This is a genomic window from Streptomyces qinglanensis, assembly GCF_900111245.1.
GTDB lineage: Bacteria > Actinomycetota > Actinomycetes > Streptomycetales > Streptomycetaceae > Streptomyces > Streptomyces qinglanensis.
Genome location: NZ_FOGO01000010.1, coordinates 231,943 through 248,429 on the forward strand (window position 1 = coordinate 231,943; position 16,487 = coordinate 248,429).

General features: G+C 71.6%; 18 protein-coding genes and 1 pseudogene. 13 read left to right on the forward strand and 6 right to left on the reverse strand.

Annotated elements, in window-relative coordinates; genetic code table 11:
* Positions 1–164: 164 nt before the first annotated feature.
* A complete protein-coding gene (locus BMX65_RS21430) occupies positions 165–404 on the reverse strand; it encodes a chaplin (RefSeq protein ID WP_075001971.1) in 240 nt (79 codons plus the stop codon).
* Between the two features lie 408 nt (positions 405–812).
* On the opposite strand from BMX65_RS21430, the gene BMX65_RS21435 reads away from it, so the two are divergent.
* From BMX65_RS21435 to BMX65_RS21455, 5 genes are all read left to right on the forward strand, one after another.
* The gene (locus tag BMX65_RS21435) at positions 813–1,214 is read left to right on the forward strand and encodes a rodlin (RefSeq protein ID WP_019354584.1); all 402 of its coding nucleotides are present in this window, start codon (positions 813–815) and stop codon (positions 1,212–1,214) included.
* A 505-nt stretch (positions 1,215–1,719) separates the two neighbouring features.
* Complete coding sequence (locus BMX65_RS21440; protein ID WP_075001972.1) at positions 1,720–1,956, forward strand: chaplin; 237 nt, start codon at positions 1,720–1,722, stop codon at positions 1,954–1,956.
* Between the two features lie 162 nt (positions 1,957–2,118).
* Positions 2,119–2,724, forward strand: coding sequence for a chaplin (locus BMX65_RS21445; RefSeq protein WP_107437546.1), 606 nt, complete (start codon positions 2,119–2,121; stop codon positions 2,722–2,724).
* Between the two features lie 216 nt (positions 2,725–2,940).
* The gene (locus BMX65_RS21450) at positions 2,941–3,219 is read left to right on the forward strand and encodes a hypothetical protein (protein WP_075001973.1); all 279 of its coding nucleotides are present in this window, start codon (positions 2,941–2,943) and stop codon (positions 3,217–3,219) included.
* A 147-nt stretch (positions 3,220–3,366) separates the two neighbouring features.
* The gene (locus BMX65_RS21455) at positions 3,367–3,777 is read left to right on the forward strand and encodes a rodlin (protein WP_075001974.1); all 411 of its coding nucleotides are present in this window, start codon (positions 3,367–3,369) and stop codon (positions 3,775–3,777) included.
* A 140-nt stretch (positions 3,778–3,917) separates the two neighbouring features.
* Here BMX65_RS21455 and BMX65_RS21460 read toward each other — a convergent pair whose 3' ends face one another.
* Positions 3,918–4,286: a hypothetical protein gene (locus BMX65_RS21460; protein WP_338068949.1), complete on the reverse strand. Its 369-nt coding sequence runs from the start codon at positions 4,284–4,286 to the stop codon at positions 3,918–3,920.
* Positions 4,287–4,654: 368 nt separating this feature from the next.
* On the opposite strand from BMX65_RS21460, the gene BMX65_RS21465 reads away from it, so the two are divergent.
* The gene (locus BMX65_RS21465; RefSeq protein ID WP_075001976.1) at positions 4,655–5,149 is read left to right on the forward strand and encodes a DUF5949 family protein; all 495 of its coding nucleotides are present in this window, start codon (positions 4,655–4,657) and stop codon (positions 5,147–5,149) included.
* Positions 5,150–5,237: 88 nt separating this feature from the next.
* Here the strand turns inward: BMX65_RS21465 and BMX65_RS21470 are convergent, their stop codons facing one another.
* A complete protein-coding gene (locus BMX65_RS21470; protein WP_075001977.1) occupies positions 5,238–5,783 on the reverse strand; it encodes a carboxymuconolactone decarboxylase family protein in 546 nt (181 codons plus the stop codon).
* Positions 5,784–5,867: 84 nt separating this feature from the next.
* Between BMX65_RS21470 and BMX65_RS21475 the strand changes: the two genes are divergently transcribed.
* On the forward strand, positions 5,868–6,338 hold the full coding sequence (locus BMX65_RS21475) for a MarR family winged helix-turn-helix transcriptional regulator (RefSeq protein ID WP_075001978.1): 471 nt from the start codon (positions 5,868–5,870) through the stop codon (positions 6,336–6,338).
* A 158-nt stretch (positions 6,339–6,496) separates the two neighbouring features.
* Here BMX65_RS21475 and dnaK read toward each other — a convergent pair whose 3' ends face one another.
* Together dnaK and BMX65_RS21485 are read right to left on the reverse strand one after the other, a co-directional pair.
* Positions 6,497–8,464: a molecular chaperone DnaK gene (dnaK, locus tag BMX65_RS21480; RefSeq protein WP_075001979.1), complete on the reverse strand. Its 1,968-nt coding sequence runs from the start codon at positions 8,462–8,464 to the stop codon at positions 6,497–6,499.
* Positions 8,465–8,517: 53 nt separating this feature from the next.
* Positions 8,518–9,627 carry a ferritin-like domain-containing protein gene (locus tag BMX65_RS21485; protein ID WP_075001980.1) on the reverse strand — a complete coding sequence of 370 codons (1,110 nt, stop codon included), beginning with the start codon at positions 9,625–9,627 and terminating at the stop codon, positions 8,518–8,520.
* Between the two features lie 201 nt (positions 9,628–9,828).
* Between BMX65_RS21485 and BMX65_RS21490 the strand changes: the two genes are divergently transcribed.
* The 6 genes and pseudogenes from BMX65_RS21490 (at position 9,829) to BMX65_RS21515 (ending at position 15,492) form a co-directional block, all read left to right on the forward strand.
* Positions 9,829–10,776, forward strand: a complete 948-nt coding sequence (locus BMX65_RS21490; RefSeq protein WP_075001981.1) for an AurF N-oxygenase family protein — start codon at positions 9,829–9,831, stop codon at positions 10,774–10,776.
* 128 nt (positions 10,777–10,904) lie between these two features.
* Positions 10,905–11,672: a TetR/AcrR family transcriptional regulator gene (locus BMX65_RS21495; RefSeq protein WP_075001982.1), complete on the forward strand. Its 768-nt coding sequence runs from the start codon at positions 10,905–10,907 to the stop codon at positions 11,670–11,672.
* A gap of 32 nt (positions 11,673–11,704) precedes the next feature.
* A pseudogene (soxR, locus tag BMX65_RS21500) lies at positions 11,705–12,157 on the forward strand (redox-sensitive transcriptional activator SoxR); the annotation flags it as partial.
* Between the two features lie 190 nt (positions 12,158–12,347).
* A complete protein-coding gene (locus tag BMX65_RS21505) occupies positions 12,348–12,623 on the forward strand; it encodes a hypothetical protein (protein WP_075001984.1) in 276 nt (91 codons plus the stop codon).
* 361 nt (positions 12,624–12,984) lie between these two features.
* Positions 12,985–13,848 carry a serine/threonine-protein kinase gene (locus BMX65_RS21510; protein WP_075001985.1) on the forward strand — a complete coding sequence of 288 codons (864 nt, stop codon included), beginning with the start codon at positions 12,985–12,987 and terminating at the stop codon, positions 13,846–13,848.
* A gap of 549 nt (positions 13,849–14,397) precedes the next feature.
* Positions 14,398–15,492 (forward strand): C40 family peptidase, encoded by a 1,095-nt coding sequence (locus BMX65_RS21515; RefSeq protein WP_075001986.1) that lies wholly within the window; start codon positions 14,398–14,400, stop codon positions 15,490–15,492.
* 83 nt (positions 15,493–15,575) lie between these two features.
* On the opposite strand, the gene BMX65_RS21520 is transcribed toward BMX65_RS21515, so the two are convergent.
* Positions 15,576–16,403 (reverse strand): protein phosphatase 2C domain-containing protein, encoded by an 828-nt coding sequence (locus BMX65_RS21520; protein WP_075001987.1) that lies wholly within the window; start codon positions 16,401–16,403, stop codon positions 15,576–15,578.
* Positions 16,404–16,487: the final 84 nt, after the last annotated feature.

Sequence of the window (16,487 nt, forward strand, 5' to 3'; positions counted from 1 at the left end):
GCCGGGTCGGCCCGGAGCGCGAACCGGAAGGCCGGACCGGTCGGTTTCCGGCGCGGCCCCGACCGGGATCAGTGGCCTCCCGGGCCGGGGACCGGTGGCGGGTCCCACCGCGGTACGGCAGACCGCGGATCGGCGGCAGCGGGCGGTGGGGGTGCCGTCGAGGGTCAGCGGCTGACGCCGAGGTTCCCGAAAGCGGGGTTCAGCACGCCGACGACGTTGATGGTGTTGCCCACGACCTGCACCGGGACGGAGACGGGCACCTGAATGACGTTGCCCGATGCCACACCGGGCGAACCGGTCGCGGCGCCGGTGGCACCCGCGTCCGCGAAGGCGGAGCCGGAGGCGGCACCCACTGCCATCCCGGCGCAGGTGAGAACCAGGGCGGCCTTCTTCGGGGTCTTCATGTGCGTTCCTCCACAGGGTTGTTCACGGCCCCGCCTTGGCGCCGCGGACTGGTGAACGCGGCGGTACCGGCGGGGGCACGGCCGGGAGGACCCCGTCCACCGATCGGCCGACGGCATGACCGGACCGTCCCTGCGCACCGGGCCGGGCGAACAGGCGGGACCGGCAGGGCGGGCGAACAGGCGGGCCCGGCAGGGCGGGCAGAGAGGCGGCAACGGCAGTGCGGGCGGACAGGCGACCGACGACGGCCGGGTCGGCAAGCGAGAGAAACCGGCCGGACAGATGAAACGAGAATCGGATCTGCGCAGGTCAGAGAGTCGTCGTCCGGGTGAACCTGCGCAACCAACCCCGAGCAGGCGAGTTGTCCAGTGCGCTCCGCGTCTGAGCTCCACATCAGGATTGGACTATCAATGATCAAGAACGCGTTGGCCACGGCCGCCGCCGCCACCGCCGTCGTCGGTGTCGCCGCTCCGCAGGCCATGGCCGTCGGCAACGACCACGGCACCACGACCGTGAACGGCAACGGCGCGTCCCAGATGTACGGCAACTCGGCCACCTACGGGAACTGGAGCCCCCAGTTCGCGCTGATCCAGGGGTCGCTGAACAAGCCCTGCATCGGCCTGCCGCTGAAGGGCAACGTCGGCTCGCTCGTGGGTCTGGTGAACGTCGCCGTCCAGGACCTCAACGTCCTGTCGAACCCGCAGAACCAGCAGTGCGTCGAGAACTCCACCCAGGCCAAGGGTGACGAGCCGCTCTCGCACGTCCTGAACGACATTCCCCTCCTCTCCGGAAACGGTGCCGGCAACCGCTGAGGCGGTTCCGACCGCGACCGGAGCGGAACGCGGGCAACAGGCCCGGGGCGCAGTGCGCCTCGGGCCTTGCGCTGTTTCCATCTCTTCCATCTCTTCCATCTCTTCCGGCCCTTCCGGCCCTTCCGGCCCTTTTTCAGCTTGTCGCCGAGCTGGCGAACCCCTGAGCGGACCGGAACCACAGGCCCCTCCCGGCAGGCCGGGAGACGCGCGCTGCGGGCCAACAACCGGGATGTGCACCCCTGTAGGGGCAATGGGGGGCTCAACGGCCGGGCCCGCAACGGGAATCGGCGTCCCGGCAGCGGGCAGCGCCCGGAAACACGTCCGACCGGGCCGGTCGCACAATTAGGCCGTCCGAGGGATAAGAGCCGGAATTCGGCATAACTCGTGTCGTACGGAACGCGGCATCGTTACGAATGGCAGCAGCGGAGTTGCGGGCGATGAGCCAGCACTCGTGGACATACGAAATCCGTGGTCCAACGAATCCCGCTTAAGAAAGGACTCCCACGTGAAGTACACGAAGGTCGCGACCGTCGCCGCCGGCACGCTGATGGCCCTGGGCACCGCCGCCGCTCCGGCCCTCGCCGACTCCGGCGCCCAGGGCGGCGCGGCGAACTCGCCCGGTGTCATCTCCGGCAACGTCGTCCAGGTCCCGGTCCACATTCCGGTCCAGGTCTGCGGCAACACCATCGACGTCATCGGGCTGCTCAACCCGGCGTTCGGCAACACCTGCGTCGCCGACTGACACTCCCCGCCCTCGTGAGCGGGAACCAGTTCGGACCGGCTCCGGTGCGTGGGGCGTGAGCCCGCGCGCCGGAGCCGTCCGGTCTCCTGAGACGCGGACGGAGACTGCGGGTCTTCCGCACCGTCCGCGCCTTCCGCACCAGAATGAGAGCAGGAAGAGACCATGCGAAAGGTCTTGAGCAAGGGCCTCCTGACCGCTGCCGCGACGACGGGGGTGCTCGCCGGAGCCGCCGGGTACGCACAGGCCGACGCGGGAGCCGGCGGTGGCGCCGCCGACTCCCCCGGAGTGCTGTCCGGGAATGCGGTGCAGGCCCCAGTGCACATTCCGGCCAGCGTCTGCGGCAACACCGTGGACATCGTCGGCGTGCTGAACCCCTCGTTCGGAAACAGCTGCGCCAACGGACACCACGAGTCGGTGACCCCGCACCACCCGCCGCGGCCGGAGCCGCCGCGGCAGACCGAGGAGGAACCGCCGGAGCGCCCCGAGGGACGCACCCCGGACAAGCCCGCGGAGAAGCCGGCCGAGAAGCCGGCGGAGGAGCCGGCCGAGGAGCCCGTCGAGGAGCGCGCTCCTGAGCAGCCGGAGATGCCCGCGGCCCCGGTGCAGGAAGCCGCCGCCGAGACCCCGGTGACACCGCAGAGCAACGAGGCGCCCGAGGCGCTGGCGGAGACCGGCTCGGAGAGCGCCTGGACCGTCGGGGCCCTCGGTGCCGCCGCGCTGCTGGGCGGCACGGTGCTCTACCGCCGCTCGACGAGCCGTCGCGTCTGAGCGGACCGTGTCCGCACGCGTCCGGCACCTCGGCAACGGCGGGGCGAAGGCGACGCGAAGGAATCGCGGAACAGTCCACAGGGCTGTTCCGCGATTCTGTCTGCGGCTTTCTGTGAGTCGGTACGCACCGCTCGCAGGCACAGGTTTTCTCTCCGGCGGTCCCGTTGTCGGAGCTCCGCCGGAAAGCCGAAAACGTACCGGGAGAAGAACCACTCCATGAAGTACACCAAGACCGCCACCGCCGTCGCGGGTTCGGTGCTGGCGCTGGGCGCCGCGACGCCCGCCTCCGCCGACGCGCCTCCGGTGGGCCCGAATTTCAGCCTCAACGGCGCTCTGGACAAGGCTCTCGCGAGCGGTGAGCTTCTCACCTATCCTCCGGTCGGCATCAAAGGCCCCCAGGTGGACGCCCTCGTGAACACCGTCGAGGAGACGACGAAGAACGGGGAGCTGACCAGCGACCAGAATTTGCTGGGCGGTCTGCCGCTACTCGGGTGACCGGTACCGCCGGGCGAACGGTTTTCCCCGTCACGGGGGATTCCGGGGATTCACCATTCAGGTGAAAAAGAACAACTCATGAAGCGGAAGACAGTTGAACCCGACGTCCCAGACTTCCGCACTCTTCGAAGAGGAACGGTAAAACCCATGATGAAGAAGGCTCTGTCCACCGCTACGGTGGCCGTTTCGCTCGTCGGCGTCTCCGCGCTGGCCGCCCCGCAGGCGCTGGCCGTCGGCAACGACACCGGCACCACCTCGGTGAACGGGAACGGCGCCGACCAGAGCTTCGGCAACGCCGCCACCTACGGCAACGGCAGCCCGCAGTTCCAGGCCGTCCAGGGCACCCTGAACAAGCTCTGCGTCGGCGTGCCGGCGAAGGTCAACGTCGGCTCCCTGGTGGGCCTGATCAACGTGGCCGTCCAGGACATCAACGTCCTGCACAACCCGCAGAACCAGCAGTGCTCGGACAACTCGACCCAGGCCAAGGGCGACGACTCGCTGTCGCACATCCTGGACGACATCCCGGTCCTGTCCGGGAACGGCGAAGGCAACCGCTGAGCCACCGGGCCATCGGCCCGACCGCGGTTCGCGTCCGGCGGATCCGCACGGAGAAGTTCCGCACATGAAGAAGCCACCGGCATCCAGCCGGTGGCTTCTTCATGTGCGTGCCGCCGCTGCGCGGCGTCCCGGCGCCGCGCTCAGCGCGGCAGCGCGTCGATCACACCGTTGGCGACGGGGCCGACGAGCGGGAGTTCGCCCAGGGAGGCACCACGGGCGAGGGGACCGGTGAGTGCGGCGGTGCTCACCGCACGGAAGTCGGCGACCTGGGTGCCCACGGCGTTGTCCAGGGGGTCCGTGCCGGTGTTGGCCAGCGGGTCGAGCTGGAGGCCGGTGACCGTCTCCAGGGTCCTGGCGAGGGCGATTCCGGTGCCGCGCACCGTCTCCCTGGCCGGCGCCGCGAGCCCCTCGGCAGCGGATCGGGCGGCGACGGCGCCGCCCTTGCCCGCCGCGTCGAGATCCTCGGCGACGCCGCTCTTCTCGGCCGTGCCGCCGTGTTCCGCCGCCATTGCCGCCTGGCCACCCGAACCGAGCGCGGCGGCCCCGAGGACCGTCGCGAGGAGTCCGGCACGCAGGAGGACGCGTTGAGAGGGGGCCCTGTGGCGGGCAGGTCGGGAGTTCAGCATGTGTCACCACCGAGTACGAGTCGTACGGAAGACGGAACAACAAAGTGTCACCGTGCAACTCCATACAGTAGTCGACCGTTTCCGTCGGGCTCCAACCCGGCCGAGGCACGGCCGGGGTACCGCCGTCAGTGCACTGATGACGTACAGGCGAGCGACCCTGCCCCCGGTGGCGTACTCACGGGCCGGAGGGTGGTCATTGCGGGTGATTCGGGTGCCCTCGGGGTCCGCGTTCACCACTAGGGTGCCGGTCCATGACCTCCCCTCATGCCGCCCCGGGCGGCATCCAGCAGCAGCAGTTCGGCACCCTGACCGTGATCGGCTGGGCGGGCGAGTACGAGGACGGGCGGGACATGGCCTTCCTGCTCGCCTACTCGCTCGGCGACGGCGCGGACGGCCCGCGGGCGGCCTCCCGTGCGATGCGGCAACTCGCCCAGGAGGTCGGACTGCCGATGGGCGAGGTCGTGGACGCCGCCGAGAACCGGAACTTCCCGGTGAGCCTGCTCGTCGAGGGCGGGCAGGCCGTACTGCGGATGCCGAAGCTCACGGCGCAGTACGTGGCACCGCCCCAGTGGCTCGCGGCGGCGCAGGAGCGTGGACTCGTCTACTTCATGCTCGCGAGCACCCCCTGGCCTCAGGCGCGCCCGGGCGTCGAGATCGGCGAGCAGGCTCTGCGGGAGTTCGTCAGCGAAGAGATGATGTCCACCGCCGCCCACTGCATGCTGCCCGTACGGGGACTGGCGGGCTGAATCCGCCGCCGTCCGGCCACGCCCACGGCCGACCGGACAGCGGGCCGGCCGGACGACGGGCGGCCGGACGGCAGGCGGCCGGCACCTGTCAGGCACAGGCTTCCAGTTCGGCGTCCACAGGGGCGCCGGTGAGCCTGTTGGCCAGGGTGGAGAGGGTGTACGCGCCGATCCCCAGGACGACCTCCAGCGCCTGCTCCGACGTGTAGCCGTGTGCGGCGAAGGCGTCGAGCGCTTCCTGCCCGACGTCCCCGGCCCGGTCGAGCACCCGCAGGGTGAACACCCGCACAGCCTCCAGGCGTTCGTCGGGGAGAGGGCGGGCCTCACGCAGGGCTGCGATCAGCGCCTCGTCCGCCCGCAGGGCGCGCAGCTTCCGGGTGTGCATGGCGACGCACACGTGGCACCTGTTGCGGGTGGCCACGGTGAAGACGACCGTTTCGCGCGCCTGCGGGTCCAGGCTGGTGGCCTCGAAGGCGGCACTTATCCGCATGAACGCTTCAAGGGTGTGCGGCGAGGCGGCAAGGCGCGCCACGGCCGCGGGCAGGAAGCCGAGGCGCTGCCGGGTGGCGTCCATGGCGCGGCGTGAGCCGACGGGAGCGGACTTCGGGGTGAGGTCCGTGAAGGTCGTTTCGGGCACGGCGGCCCCCTCCTAGAATGGTCAACGTGGTTGTCGAAAAAAAAGTAAACCAGGTTGTCGAATCTGTCGAGTGCGGACCCCGTCATGGCTGACCGGGAACGGTGGGGATTCGAGCTGCCGTTGCTGCTGTTCGCCGGATTCCGGTCGCTGATCGACCAGTTGCACGCCGAGCTGGCCGACCACGGGCACCCTGAGCTGCGTCCCGTGCACGGCTTCGCGATGCAGGCCGTGGGGAGGGACGGGGTGACGGCCAGCGAACTGGGGCGACGGCTCGGCGTCTCCAAGCAGGCGGCGGGAAAGACGGTGGACCGGCTGGCGGCGCTGGGCTACGCGGAACGGGTCTCCGACCCCGCAGACGCCCGGCGCAAGCTGGTCCGGCTCACGCCGCGCGGCCAGGACGCGCTGGTGCTCTCCGGCGCGGTCTTCGAGGAACTGCGCGGCCGATGGGCCGACCGGCTGGGGCAGGAGCGTCTGACGGAGCTGGAGGACGCGCTGGAGACAGTGGTGGGGCCTGCAGCGTTCGGCCTGGACGCAGCGGGATGGTTCGGAGACTGACCGGCGGATCCGGTCCGTCCCTCTCCCGCGCGGGGTGACACCCGCCCGGGCGCTTGTGGCGGGCGCGGTCAGCGCCCGCCACACCCTGCCGATGCTCTGCGGGCGCTCTGTGAGCAGCCCCCTGGCACCCCCTGGCACCCTCCGGCCGGGAGGGCCGGTCAGGCTCCTCCGGGGCCGCCTCCGGTGCCGCCGCCCTCCCGGCGACCCCCCGATCCGGCGGGGCCGCCGGCCTCCTCGTCGTCGACGATCTCCGCGTCCACCACCTCCTCGTCCCCAGGTGCGGCGCCCCGGTCCGGTCCCTCGCCGGTCGTCTGCTGCCCCTCCGCACCGCCGGGCGACCCGCCCTCCCGGGCCTGCGCGTACATCGCCGTGCCGATCTGCTGTGCCGCGGCGGCGGTACGGTCGACGGCCTCGCGCAGCGTCGCGGTGCGCTCGGTGGCGCGGGCCGGGTCCTCGGGCGTCTCGGCCAGCCTCGCCCGGAGGTCGGCGAGGGCCGCCTCCGCCTCGGAGCGGGTCTCGGCCGGCACGGTGCCCGGTCCGGTGTCGGCGAGCAGCCGTTCCGTCTGATGCACGAGTTGCTCGGCCTGGTTGCGCGTCTCGGCGGCCGCGCGGCGCCGCGCGTCCTCCTCGGCGTACTGCTCCGCCTCGTGCACCATGCGCTCGATGTCGTCACGTGGCAGTGCGGAGCCGCCGGTGACCTGCATCTTCTGCTCCTTGCCGGTGCCGGTGTCCCGGGCGGAGACGTGCATGATCCCGTTCGCGTCGATGTCGAAGGTGACCTCGATCTGCGGGACGTTGCGCGGCGCCGGGGGCAGGCCGGTCAGCTCGAACACTCCCAGCCTCTTGTTGTAGGCGGCGATCTCCCGCTCCCCCTGGAAGACCTGGATCTGCACCGAGGACTGGTTGTCCTCCGCGGTGGTGAAGGTCTCCGAGCGCTTGGTCGGGATGGTGGTGTTCCGCTCGATCAGCTTGGTCATGATGCCGCCCTTGGTCTCGATACCGAGGGACAGCGGGGTGACGTCCAGCAGCAGGACGTCCTTGACCTCGCCCTTGAGCACACCGGCCTGGAGCCCGGCGCCGATCGCCACCACCTCGTCCGGATTCACGCCCTTGTGCGGCTCCCGGCCCGTGAGGTTCTCGACCAGGTCCGTCACCGCGGGCATCCGGGTGGAGCCGCCGACCAGGATCACGTGGTGGATGTCGGACAGGTCGACTCCGGCGTCGTCCACCGCCTGCTGGAAGGGGACCTTGCAGCGCTCCAGCAGGTCCTCTGTCAACTGCTGGAAGCGGGTCCGCGTCAACTGCTCCTCCAGGTGCAGCGGCCCCTCGGAGGTCGCGGTGATGTAGGGCAGGCTGATCGTGGTCTCGGTGGCCGAGGACAGCTCGATCTTCGCCCGCTCCGCGGCCTCGCGCAGGCGCTGCACGGCCATCCTGTCCTGGGACAGGTCGACGCCGTGTGCGCTCCTGAACCGCTCGACCAGGTGGTCGACCACGCGCTGGTCCCAGTCGTCGCCACCCAGGTGCGTGTCCCCCGCGGTGGCCTTGACCTCCAGGACACCTTCGCCGATCTCCAGCAGGGACACGTCGAACGTCCCGCCGCCCAGGTCGAAGACGAGGACTGTCTGCTCCTCCTCCTTGTCGAGACCGTAGGCGAGGGCCGCGGCGGTCGGTTCGTTGACGATGCGCAGCACCTCCAGTCCGGCGATCTCGCCGGCCTCCTTGGTGGCCTGCCGCTGCGCGTCGTTGAAATACGCGGGGACGGTGATGACGGCGTCGGTGACGTCCTGGCCGAGATAGCTCTCCGCGTCCCGCTTGAGCTTCTGCAGAACCCGGGCGGAGATCTCCTGAGCCGTGAACGACGCCCCGTCGATGCTCCCGGACTCCGGGAAGCGCCAGGCGGCCTCCCCCATGTGGCGCTTCACGGAGCGCACCGTACGGTCGACGTTGGTGACCGCCTGCCGCTTGGCCACCTCACCGACGAGCACCTCGCCGCCCTTGCCGAACGCGACCACGGACGGCGTCGTCCTGGCGCCCTCGGCATTGGCGACGACGACGGGTTCACCGCCCTCCAGGACGCTGACCACCGAGTTCGTGGTGCCGAGGTCGATTCCGACAGCGCGTGCCATGGCCGTCCTCCTCAGGAGCGCCGGCCTCCGCGAGCCGTGGAGTGCCGGATGGGCTACACCTGAGTCTTGCCTTCCTCGATGGCTTCGGCCACCTCAGCCGTCCGTTCGGCTTCCTCCGCGGCGAAGCGCTCGGCGTCCAGCTTCTCCGCGATCTCCTCGTCCTGGGCCATCAGCAGGTCGAGGTTCTGGTCGCCCATCTCGAAGACGCCCATGTCGACGTAGGCGCGCTGCAGGCGTTCGCCCCACAGGCCGATGTCGCGCACACAGGGCACGATGCGGCTGAAGAGCAGCTTGCGGAAGAGCTGCAGGTACTCCGACTGCTCGCTGAAGGTCTCCGCCTCGGCCCGCGGGATGCCGAAGTTCTCCAGCACCTCGGCACCCTTGAGCCGGTCGCGCATCAGATAGCAGCCCTCGATGACGAATTCCTCGCGCTCCCGCAGCTCGGCCTCGGAGAGCTGCTTGTAGTAGTCGCGCAGCGCCATCCGTCCGAAGGCGACGTGGCGGGCCTCGTCCTGCATGACGTAGGCGAGGATCTGTTTGGGCAGCGGCTTGTCGGTGGTGTCCCGGATCATGCCGAAGGCGGCCAGCGCCAGTCCCTCGATCAGCACCTGCATGCCCAGGTACGGCATGTCCCAGCGGGAGTCGCGGAGGGTGTCGCCCAGGAGCGACTGGAGATTGTCGTTGATCGGGTAGAGCATGCCGACCTTCTCGTGGAGGAAGCGGCCGTAGATCTCTGCGTGCCGGGCCTCGTCCATCGTCTGTGTCGCGGAGTAGAACTTCGCGTCCATGTCGGGCACCGACTCCACGATCCGCGCCGCGCACACCATGGCGCCCTGCTCGCCGTGCAGGAACTGGCTGAACTGCCAGGAGGCGTAGTGCCGGCGCAGCTCGCCGCGCTCGGCCTCGTTCATCTTGTCCCAGTAGGCCGTGCCGTGCAGCGTCATGGCCTCGTCAGGAGTGCCCAGCGGGTCGTACGGGTCGACCTCCAGGTCCCAGTCGATGCGCCGCTGCCCGTCCCACTGCTTGTCCTTGCCCTTCTGGTACAGCGCGAGCAGGCGGTCGCGGCCGTCGTCGTACTCCCAGGAGAAGCGGGCGCTGCCGGAGGCGGGGACCTGCCAGAGAGGGGCGTCGGTTGCGTGCACATAGAGATCGCGTGTGGACACGGACATCTCCTCCAGTCACGGACTGCCCGGTGAGGGTGGATAGTTGGCAGGCTCACACGTGGGTTACTGCACGGTCAACAAGTTGCGCGCAAGGGATTGACGTCCTTGCTGACACGCAGTCTCATAAGGGGGAACAGTAGATGTGACCGCCGGTAATGCCCATGGAGGCACCGGCGCCGCCCGACGAAGAGGTGCCTCAGCATGACGACAGCGCCTGACATCGCCGAGAAGGAACACGAGGTGCTCAAGGACGCCCTCGGCCTGCTCAAGGACCGCGAACAGGTCGCGGAGCGCCTCCTGGAGTCCTCCCGCAAGCACTCCTTCGACCCGGACACCGAGCTGGATTGGGACGCCCCCTTCGAGGACGGCAAGTGGTTCTGGCCGCCGGAGCTGGTGTCGCTCTACGACACTCCGCTGTGGCGGCGGATGTCCGAGGAGCAGCGGATGGATCTGGCCCGGCACGAGGCGGCGTCACTGGCGTCGCTGGGCATCTGGTTCGAGGTGATCCTCATGCAGCTGCTGGTGCGGCACATCTACGACAAGCCGCTGACCAGCAATCACGTCCGCTACGCCCTGACCGAGATCGCCGACGAGTGCCGGCACTCGATGATGTTCGCGCGCATGATCAAGCGGGGCGGCGCACCCGCGTACCCCGTCTCCAGGCTGCACCACAACATGGGCCGGCTGCTCAAGACGATCTCCACGACGCCCGGCTCGTTCACCGCGACGCTGCTGGGCGAGGAGATCCTGGACTGGATGCAGCGGCTGACCTTCCCGGACGAGCGGATCCAGCCGCTGATTCGCGGCGTGACCCGCATCCACGTCATCGAGGAGGCCCGGCACGTGCGCTACGCGCGCGAGGAGCTGCGCCGCCAGATGGTCAGCTGCCCGCGCTGGGAGGCGGAACTGACGCGGGTAAGCTCCGGTGAGGCCGCGCGCGTCTTCTCCCTCTCCTTCGTCAACCCCCAGGTCTACGAGAACGTCGGACTGGACAGGAGGGAGGCCGTCGCCCAGGTGAAGGCCAGCGGGCACCGCCGCGAGGTCATGCAGAACGGCGCCAAGCGGCTGACCGACTTCCTGGACGAGATCGGCGTACTGCGCGGCGTGGGCAGGAAGCTGTGGGTCAGCTCGGGGCTGCTGGCCAAGTGAGCACCCCCGGGGAGCACCGTCGGTGACGGCCGGTGAGGGCCGCCGGTGAGGGCCGCGTGAAGCACCGGTGAGGAACTGCGGTGCACGCGGAGGACACCGGTGGCCGCCGGGCGGTTACGCTGCCATGCATGAGCAGCAGCGGCACCGCCCCGGCGTATCGCAGGCTGAGTGTGCAGGAGCGGCGCAGCCAACTGCTCGGACACGCGCTGGGCCTGTTCGCGCACCGGCCCCCCGAGGACGTGTCGTTGGACGACGTCGCGGCCTCTGCCGGAGTGTCGCGGCCCCTCGTCTACCGGTACTTCCCCGGGGGCAAGCAGCAGCTCTACGAAGCGGCCCTGCGCAGCGCCGCCGACCAGCTCGAACAGTGCTTCGCCGAGCCGCCGACCGGCCCCCTGACCACCCGCCTGGCCCGCGCCCTCGACCGCTATCTGGGCTTCGTCGACGAGCACGACGCGGGTTTCATGGCCCTGCTGCAGGGGGGCAGCGTGGTGGAGACCTCCCGGACGGACGCCATGGTCGACGAGGTCCGCAGGGACGCGGCCGACCAGATCCTCGCCCATCTGGCGGCGGACGGGGACGGCGGGGACCGTGGGTCGCCGCGCCTGCGGATGGCGGTACGCACGTGGATCTCGGCGGTGGAGGCGGCCTCGCTGATCTGGCTGGACGAAGGCAAGCAGCCGCCGCTGCCGGAGCTGCGCGACTGGCTGGTGGACCACTTCGTCGCGGTCCTCACCGCAACGGCGGCCGGAGACGCCGGGACGGCAGCAGCGACCCGGCGGGCACTCGCCCTGGAGGAGTCGGACGGCCCCGTGGCGGACCTGGTCGGCAGAGTGCTGCCGGTGGTCGCGGAGTCCGGACATCTGCTCCCCGGTCCCACGGGACCGTCCGCGACCTGAAGAATGCTTGAAGTCTGGGCTAGGCTGCGGCCATGCCGACTCAGCTCTCATGGAAGGCCCCGGAAGCCACCGTCGGAGAACTGGCGGAACGTGCGGGCGTCGCCACCTCGACGCTGCGCTTCTACGAGCGCGAAGGGCTCATCCACAGCCGCCGCACCTCGGGCAACCAGCGGCGCTACAGCCGCGACACCCTGCGCCGCGTCGCCTTCATCAGAGCCTCGCAGCGGCTCGGCCTCCCTCTCTCCGCCATTCGCGGGGCGCTGGCCGTGCTGCCGGAGGGCCGGACGCCGACGCGCGAGGACTGGGCGGCCGTCTCGGAGTGCTGGCGGGAGGACCTCAACCAGCGGATCGCCCTCATGGAGCAGCTCCGCGACCACCTCAGCGACTGCATCGGCTGCGGCTGCCTGTCGCTGACCTCGTGTGCGCTGGCCAACCCGCAGGACCGGCTCGGCGAGCAGGGTCCCGGTGCCCGTCGGCTCAGCCAGCCGTGCGGCCCCGATCCCGCTCTCGGTGGCGCGTCCGACTGCTGCGACGGTGGAGCCACCGGCCGCGCGGGCACCGCGGCGGCCGCGGGGAACGCACGCTCGGGCGGCACCGAGGCGACGGCCGGTTCGGCGCGCGGCAGCCGCCGGGCGCGCGCCGCCACCGTCCGCGCGACCGAGGGGAACTGAGGCGGTGCGCAGCGAGGAGACGAGTTTCCGCGGCGGGCCGCTCGACGGGCGGACGCTGTCCGTGCCGCTGGGCCCGACCGGCAGGCCGCCGCGCAGCTACGAGGTACCGGTACCGGACCCGGAGGGCGGCCCGACGGTCGTCCACGTCTACCGGCTGGAGCCCGCCGCGCTGAACAAGCTGGGGCTGCCGCGGGGCTGGGCGTACGTCTACGAACCCGAAGGGCGACCGGCGAAGGGTCCGCTGCAGCGGTTGCCGTGGCACAGGCGGCGCGAGCGCTGAGGCCGACGGCGCAGGCACGGAGACGAGGCGGCACGGGTGCCGGCACCGGTCGGTGCGGGGACGGCGTCGGTCGGTGCGGGGACGGCGTCGGTCGGTGCGGGGATGGCTGGTCGGAGCGAGGACGGCGCCGGTGGTGCCTGAGGGGCACCGGTGCACTGGCTGCGACGGCGCGGGCGGCTGGACGCGGGCACCACCGCCGACAGGTGACGGCGGCTGCCTCGGTTGCGCGGGGAGGGAAGCCCGGGAGCGGCCCGCCCGAGAACCGGCGCCCCCACCGGAAGGCGCCCGGGACGCGGGACTCTCCTGCCGCTGCCGCCCGGTCAGCCTGGACAGGGCGACGGAGAGGGGGTTTTCTGCTGGCGTGATCGAAGGCATCGCGCGACTGCGCGAGACGGATCCCCGGCGGCTCGGTCCCTTCCGGCTCTTCGGGGTCCTCGCACACGGCGGGATCGGCACTGTCTACCTGGGCAGGGGCGCCCCGGGACGAGGCGGGCGCAAGCGGGCGGCTGCGGTCCGCGCCGTACGGCCCGAACTGCTGCGCGATCGGCAACTGCGGGCGCGGCTGCGCCGGCAGACGGCCCGGATCGCGGAGGCCGTGGACAGCCCGTTCGTGGCCGACGCGTTGGGCTGCGAACTCGACAGTGAGGACCCGTGGGTCGCCGAGGCTCTCGTGCCGGGCGTGCCGCTGTCCGCGCTGGTCGCCGCCTACGGCCCGCTGCCGGAGATGTCGGTCCGCGCGTTGGGCGGCGGCCTGGCCCGGGCCCTGGCCGCGCTGAACGCGGCAGGAACCGCGCACGGGCATCTGCAGGGCTCCGATGTGCTGCTGACGGCCGCCGGGCCGTGCCTCGTGGGCCACGGCCTCGCACTGGACAGCTCCGGCTCAGGGGTATCGGCGGGCAGGGCCGAGGACATCCTCGCGCTGGGCGCCGTGCTGGCGCTGGCGGCGAGCGCACGGCACCCGTTCGCGGGAAACCCGCTGCCCTCGGCCCGCGAGGACCCCGACCTGACCGGGGTGCCCGACGCTCTGTGCGTGCCGCTGCTGGCGTGCCTGCACAAGGTCCCCGAGTCCCGCCCGCATCCGGAGTCCCTGGCCCGCGCCCTGGACCTCTCGGGTACCGCGGCACGTCCGGCGCGGGAGTGGCTTCCGGACCCGTATCTCCATGAGATCGGCCGATTCGCGGAGGCGGCACGGGCGCTGATTGGGCGTCGGGGCTGGAGCCGCTGAGCGGCTGCCCTCGCCCTCCGGCGCTGAGCGGCTGCCCTCGCCCGCCGGCCGGCACCGTCCCTGGCTCCGAAGGCGGCTCCCCCTCCGGCCGGGGGCGGATCGCGGGGCGAGGGCGAGATCCCCACACGTTCGGGTGATGAGGGGCTGATCGCCGTCGCTGGACACGGCGGAGGGGTGGGGGTATGGGCAGGGCGCTTTCGGCGCCTGGAGAGCCGCAGGTTTCCGGAGCACCTTTCTGACCAGCCGTGAAGTGCCTCCGCCCGATGACGGTCGGGCGGGCCCGACGGCCGCCCGGCCGGTCGTCGGGCCGCGGCTGGGGCGGAGTACGGGCACGATGGCCTCTCGTTCGGGTGAGAGCCGTGCGCCCAGCCGCCCAGCTCACCCTGAGCCGGGGGTGGCGGCCGTGCCACGATCGCGGCAGAGCGGTCGAGGACGGGGAGACGCCGCTCGGGAACGAGGTGTGCGGTGTTGAGGGTGTTGCGGGAAACGGGGGCGCGACGGGCGCGCGGAGCAGGACCGGGCGCCGCGCCCCGGCCGCGGATCGGTGCGATGGCGGCAGGGCTCGTGCTCGCGACCGCGACCGTGCTGGTGCCCGGCACGGTGGACGCGGGTGCCGTGCCGGCCGGAGGGACGAGAACACCTGGTGCTCCGCAGCCGGGTCCGGAACCGGGTCCGCCGAGCGCCCGGCACGGGTCCGTCGGGGAACTGCTGGGCGAGCTGAGCATGCTCTACCAGCGCACGGAGGAGGCTTCGGAGGCGTACAACGGCACGGCGGAGAAGCTGAAGGCACAGCGCACGGCTGCCCGGCGGGCGCAGACCGAACTGGGTCGGGCCCGTTCGGAGCTGGCGCGGGAACGACGGCGCGCCGGTGAGCTGGCCCGGCAGCAGTACCGGAGCGGGGGAACGGGCATTCCTCCGGCGGTACGGATGCTGCTCACGCGGGATTCCCACCGACTGCTCGACCGGGGGCATCTGCTCCAGCGGGCGGCGGACGGCCAGGCGGACACGCTGCGCAGCCTCGCCCGCGGTCAGCGCCGACACACGGCCGCGGTCCGCAAGGCGCGCACGGCGGTGGCTCGGCAGAAGCGGCTGGCGGACCGCAAGAAGCACCAGCGCAACAAGGTGCGCAAACGGCTGCGGAAGGTCGAGGGGCTGCTCTCGTCGCTGACCGGGGAGCAGCTCGCCCGCCTGAACGCCCTCGAAGGCGAGCGCACGGACGCGGCGCAGCAGAAGCTGGTGGCCGGGGGCGCGCTGGACCCCAGCGGCGCGAGTCGGCCCGCTTCTGCTCAGGGGCGGAGGGCGCTCGACTGGGCGAGGGAACAGATCGGCAAGCCGTATGTGTGGGGCGCTGAGGGGCCGGGTGCGTTCGACTGCTCCGGGCTCACCCGGCAGGCGTGGCGCCATGCGGGCCGGAACATCCCCCGCACCAGCCAGGAGCAGTGGCGACAGCTCCCGAAGGTGGGGCTGGACGAACTCCGCCCCGGCGATCTGGTGATCTATTTCGAAGGTGCGACACATGTGGCCATGTATGCGGGAGAGGGCCGCGTGGTGCAGGCCCCGCGGCCCGGAAGCGAGGTTCGGCTGACCGAGCTCGCCGTGGACCCGCCCATCGGCGCGGTTCGACCGGACGGACGGCGCGCGTGAGGTGGGCGGCCTTGGCACGGGTCCGGCCCGCTGAGGGTGCCCCGGCCATGGGCTCGCCCGCGGAGTCGGCGACGGCCTCGGCGTCAGTCCAGCTCGGCGAGGAGCACGGTGGCGTCGTCGTGCTGTTTTCCGCGCCGGGGTGCCGACTCCGACTCGGCGGTCCGGACACGCTGGACGAGGGCGCGCGCCCCTTCCTTGCGCACGAGGGCGAGGAGTCCGGCCCAGTCGCCGAGGTGGAAGGTCTCCGTCCAGCGGGTGGCGCCGTCGCTGGCGGCGAGCAGGGCGTGGACCTCACTTCTGGAGTGACTGCCCGTCACCGCGCATGCGGAGACACCCGGATCGGCGGCGGCCGTGTAGAACCCCCTGCCGTCCGGCGCGTTGCGCAGCGCCTCGACGGCGTCCACGTAGGCCGCCCGGTCGGATTCCTGGCCGGTCAGACGCGCCCGGTCGCGCAGGGCACGGACGCTGGCGGGCAGTTCGGCCAGGCGCCGGTCGAGGAGGGGGTGCACCGCACCGTCGGCCGTCTCCAGGAGGAGCGCGGAATCGGACAGCACCAGATGTTCGACCCGCTCCTCGTCCCAGCGGGCGACGACGACGGTTGCCTGAGGGGTGCGCGGGTGAAAAAGATCACATGTATCGCGATGGGCGTCGGCGGTCCGGACGACGGCAGCACCGAGGCATTCGGCCAGCGACATGTCCCGGCGTGTCCCCGACAGTTCGAGCAGCGCGCCCCCGAGCCGTGCCACGAACCACGGCACCCCGTGGCGGCAGCCGTCCTCCCCCTCCGGTGGAGTGACACCGTCCAGCACCACGAGCGCTCCGCCGCCGCCGGCGGCAGGAACGGCAGCCGACATGTAGTCCTCGTTGAGGCGTCGGGGGCTGCCGGGCTCGGTGACCATGTCGATGCGCATGGTCCGCAGTCTGCCCGACGGCGGATCACCGAGGAGACGACGGCCACCGTCCCGCTCGCCGCGCACTCTGCGGTCCGCCGGGAC

Bases quoted from the DNA above. Each gene is read 5' to 3' on its own strand.
- BMX65_RS21445 (WP_107437546.1), top strand. From the start codon at position 2,119: ATGCGAAAGGTCTTGAGCAAGGGCCTCCTGACCGCTGCCGCGACGACG.
- BMX65_RS21465 (WP_075001976.1), top strand. From the start codon at position 4,655: ATGACCTCCCCTCATGCCGCCCCGGGCGGCATCCAGCAGCAGCAGTTC.
- BMX65_RS21460 (WP_338068949.1), bottom strand. From the start codon at position 4,286: ATGGCGGCGGAACACGGCGGCACGGCCGAGAAGAGCGGCGTCGCCGAG.
- BMX65_RS21430 (WP_075001971.1), bottom strand. From the start codon at position 404: ATGAAGACCCCGAAGAAGGCCGCCCTGGTTCTCACCTGCGCCGGGATG.
- BMX65_RS21520 (WP_075001987.1), bottom strand. From the start codon at position 16,403: ATGCGCATCGACATGGTCACCGAGCCCGGCAGCCCCCGACGCCTCAAC.
- BMX65_RS21515 (WP_075001986.1), top strand. From the start codon at position 14,398: ATGGCGGCAGGGCTCGTGCTCGCGACCGCGACCGTGCTGGTGCCCGGC.
- BMX65_RS21490 (WP_075001981.1), top strand. From the start codon at position 9,829: ATGACGACAGCGCCTGACATCGCCGAGAAGGAACACGAGGTGCTCAAG.
- dnaK (WP_075001979.1), bottom strand. From the start codon at position 8,464: ATGGCACGCGCTGTCGGAATCGACCTCGGCACCACGAACTCGGTGGTC.
- BMX65_RS21455 (WP_075001974.1), top strand. From the start codon at position 3,367: ATGATGAAGAAGGCTCTGTCCACCGCTACGGTGGCCGTTTCGCTCGTC.
- BMX65_RS21450 (WP_075001973.1), top strand. From the start codon at position 2,941: ATGAAGTACACCAAGACCGCCACCGCCGTCGCGGGTTCGGTGCTGGCG.
- BMX65_RS21495 (WP_075001982.1), top strand. From the start codon at position 10,905: ATGAGCAGCAGCGGCACCGCCCCGGCGTATCGCAGGCTGAGTGTGCAG.
- BMX65_RS21435 (WP_019354584.1), top strand. From the start codon at position 813: ATGATCAAGAACGCGTTGGCCACGGCCGCCGCCGCCACCGCCGTCGTC.
- BMX65_RS21475 (WP_075001978.1), top strand. From the start codon at position 5,868: ATGGCTGACCGGGAACGGTGGGGATTCGAGCTGCCGTTGCTGCTGTTC.